Origin of the sequence: Marinobacter salicampi (assembly GCF_011074795.1) — a bacterium.
GTDB lineage: Bacteria > Pseudomonadota > Gammaproteobacteria > Pseudomonadales > Oleiphilaceae > Marinobacter > Marinobacter salicampi.
Genome location: NZ_JAAMPF010000033.1, coordinates 1 through 3662 on the forward strand (window position 1 = coordinate 1; position 3662 = coordinate 3662).

The 3662-nt window shown below is 57.4% G+C and carries 2 protein-coding genes; one reads left to right on the plus strand and one right to left on the minus strand.

Going from position 1 to position 3662, the window contains the following annotated elements; translation table 11 throughout:
* Positions 1–252 precede the first annotated feature (252 nt).
* Positions 253–1623 (minus strand): acetyl-CoA C-acetyltransferase, encoded by a 1371-nt coding sequence (locus G7W63_RS17800; protein WP_166261575.1) that lies wholly within the window; start codon positions 1621–1623, stop codon positions 253–255.
* 248 nt (positions 1624–1871) lie between these two features.
* On the opposite strand from G7W63_RS17800, the gene G7W63_RS17805 reads away from it, so the two are divergent.
* A complete protein-coding gene (locus G7W63_RS17805; RefSeq protein WP_166261578.1) occupies positions 1872–3281 on the plus strand; it encodes a 3-oxoacyl-ACP reductase in 1410 nt (469 codons plus the stop codon).
* Positions 3282–3662: the final 381 nt, after the last annotated feature.

The following is a 3662-nucleotide window of genomic DNA, read 5'->3' on the forward strand; positions in this document are numbered from 1 at the left end:
CTCCACCCCGCAACAAACTTTTGCTCACCTTGATTATCTGAGTAACCCTGTGGGTCGGCCTCAGAACTCGAAGGTCGGTGACTCCCTTCGGCTTTCGTGGGTTGGGGAGCCCGACGAGCTACCAGACTGCTCCACCCCGCAACAAACTTTTGGTATCAGCGGCCGCCTCTGGTATTCGTTGGCTGCATCAACTTGCCACGCATACTACGGAGCGTAGCAATCTAAGTCAACGGAAAAAAGCATATTTTTAGGTTAACGCTCCAGTATGGCTGTAACCCCCTGCCCTCCGGCCGCGCAGATGGAAATCAGGCCGCGTCCGCTGCCTTTTTGCTCCAGCTGCTTGGCCAGGGTTGCAATAATCCGACCCCCGGTTGCGGCGAAAGGATGGCCGGTCGCAAGGCTGCTTCCTTTCAGGTTCATCTTGTTGCGGTCAATACTGCCCAGGGGTTTGTCCAGGCCCAGCCGTTCCTTGCAGAAGGTGGGATCTTCCCACGCCTTCAGGGTGTAAAGCACCTGCGCGGCGAAAGCTTCGTGGATTTCATAGAAGTCAAAATCCTGTAATGCAATACCGGCTTTCTCAAGCAGTTTTGGTACCGCATAAGCCGGTGCCATCAGCAGGCCCTCTTTCTTGTCGACGAAGTCCACCGCAGCCACTTCCGAGAACGTCAGGTAGGCCTGGATTGGCATATTATTAGCCCTGGCCCAGTCTTCACTCGCCAACAGAACACATGAGGCGCCGTCAGTAAGGGCAGTACTGTTGGCTGCGGTCATGGTGCCCCTTTCCCGGTCAAAGCAGGGCTTGAGGGAGGCCAGCTTCTCCAGGGTGGTGTCAGGCCGCAGGATGTTGTCTTTTTCAAGGCCTGCAAGCGGGGTCATCAGGTTGTCAAAGAAACCCTCTTCATAGGCAGCCGCCAGCTTCTGGTGGCTTTCGTAAGCCAGCCGGTCCTGATCTTCCCGGGGGATAGACCACTCATGGGCGGTAACCTGGCAATGGTCACCCATGGACATACCGGTACGAGGCTCGCCGTTCTCAGGGAAGTCGGGCACCAGATGCGCTGGCCGGAACCGGCTGATGGCCTTCAGTCGCTGCCCTGCCGTCTTGGCCCGGTTGAGGTCAAGCAGAATCTGGCGCAACCCTTCCCCCAGTCCGATGGGAGCGTCGGAGGTTGTGTCGGTACCTCCGGCAATACCGCACTCGATCTGACCTAGCGCGATCTTATTGGCCACCAGGATGGCAGCCTCCAGCCCCGTTCCGCAGGCCTGCTGCACATCGTAGGCCGGTGTTTCCGGCGCCAGGCCCGAGCTCAGCACTGACTCCCGGGTCAGGTTGAAATCCCGGGAGTGCTTGATGACCGCTCCGGCGACAACCTCCCCCATGCGCTGTCCCTGCAAATCAAAGCGATCCACCAGCCCTCTCAAGGCAGCCGTCAGCAGCTCCTGGTTGGTCACTTTACTGTAGGCGGTATTGGAGCGCGCAAACGGCAAGCGATTGCCGCCGATGATTGCGACTTTCCGTATGCCATTCTGGGTGTCACTCTGGTTCGGTGTTGTACCTTTAGCGGGTGCGGCTTTTTTTGAAGCAGGGGCTTTTCTTGAGGCTGTTTCGCCTTTGTTCTGTGCCATCAGGTCAGTCCTTTGTTAAATTCAAGTCGTTACAGGCTTTATCGCCAGTGAGATTGTTTTATTATCCTGCAGTCTAGCGCCAGGTTCGCGCTGCTCATTGGCATCCCTGACACCGCGACATACCCGTTCAGTCAATCCAAATACAATTCGTTACCCTAACATGGACGCCATAAATTGCATCCGACGGGCCAGGGGTTTGCGAACCGGGTCCGCCACCCTCAGTCAAAGACATCTTAAAGGAACCTGTTATGTCTGATTTTTACCTGAAACTGGTCAATACTCCCCTCGGCAAAACCGCAGCCCAGACCCTGGGACTGCCATCGCCAGTGACCCTGAAACGCCAGGCGCGAGTTGACGAGCCCTTCATCACAGGCGATGTTCTGGCAGGCTCTGCGAGCGGCGGCAAGGCAATCAGGGAGCTTGGCAATATACTGTCCGCCGGCACGGCCCGGATCCACCATGCCAGCCACGTGGAATCGCTGGCTGATTCTGCGGGGGTGGGCCCGAAGGCCCATCCAATTGACCTGTCTGCCGAGGTATCCCTCAGGTTCTCCGCATTGATCTTTGATGCCACAGGCATCAAGAATGCAACTGAGCTTCGGGCAGTTTACGATTTTTTCCACCCCAGTATTAAAAAGCTCGCACTCAACGGTCGTGTCCTCGTCATCGGGCGTGACCCGCAAACCTGCAAGGAACCTGCCCAGGCTGCGGCTCAACGGGCGCTCGAGGGTTTTGTCAGAAGCACGGGCAAGGAGCTGGGCAAGAAAGGGACAACGTCGAATCTTATCTGGATGGCGCCCACGGCGGCCAAACAGCTTGATTCCAGTGTGAGGTTTTTCCTGTCGGCCCGATCAGCGTATGTGTCCGGTCAGGTAGTGCGTATAGGCAAGACCCGGGACACCGCCACAGTGACGGATATCACGGCACCCTTGGCGGGCAAGGTTGCACTGGTGACCGGTGCCTCCCGGGGCATTGGTGAGTCCATTGCAGATACCCTGGCAAGAGATGGCGCTACAGTCATTGCCCTGGACATCCCCACCGCTATGGCGCAACTGGAGGTGGTGGCAGCACGCACGAAAGGCAAAGCCCTGGCCTGCGATATCACCGATCCTGATGCGCCGAAAGTGATCGCAGACTACGTAAAGACCCATTTCGAAGGTCTCGACATGATCATTCACAATGCCGGTATTACTCGGGACAAGACCCTAGGCAACATGCCCGAGCATTTCTGGGACATGACCATCGCGGTCAATCTCATCGCCGAGGAACTGATCAACGATGCCCTGTTCGAGCAGAACCTTCTGCGGGAAAACAGCCGGATTGTATGCGTCTCATCCATCAGCGGCATAGCCGGCAACTTTGGCCAGACCAACTACTCGACCTCGAAATGCGGGGTGATTGGCTATGTCGAGGCCCTGGCGCCCCAACTGAAGGACAGCATGACGGTGAATGCGGTCGCGCCCGGCTTTATCGAGACCCAGATGACCGCAGCCATGCCCCTGACCATTCGGGAGGCCGGTCGGCGCATGAACAGCCTGTCCCAGGGTGGCCTTCCGGTCGATGTTGCCGAGACCATTGCCTGGTTCTGCGACCCCACCTCGACCGGCGTTAACGGTAACACCGTAAGGGTCTGCGGCCAGTCGTTAATAGGCAAGTAGCCTGCCACAAGCGGTTCGGGCCTCTGCGAGTTACCACCAGAGACTCGAACCGCGCCGGCGTACTGTTACCGAAGCCCAGTCTGACCACGCCTTCCCGCTGCCACCATCGCTATCATCCAATGGTTGGGTGAATACGCCAGGCACATGTAAGGCTCATGGCTCGTCAAACCAGATTTTATGGGGGGGAGAACAGCAAGATCGAAAACCATCGCATCAGATCAGCGAGCGACGTTGAGGCAAGGTTACGCTATTGAAGGGCTATCAAGGCTTGAGCGATCGAAAGAGTGCTGGAGACGCTGTTCGAGTCAAAGCAGAAAATGGTGGGTGGTACTGGGATCGAACCAGTGACCCTCGCCTTGTAAGGGCGATGCTCTCCCAGCT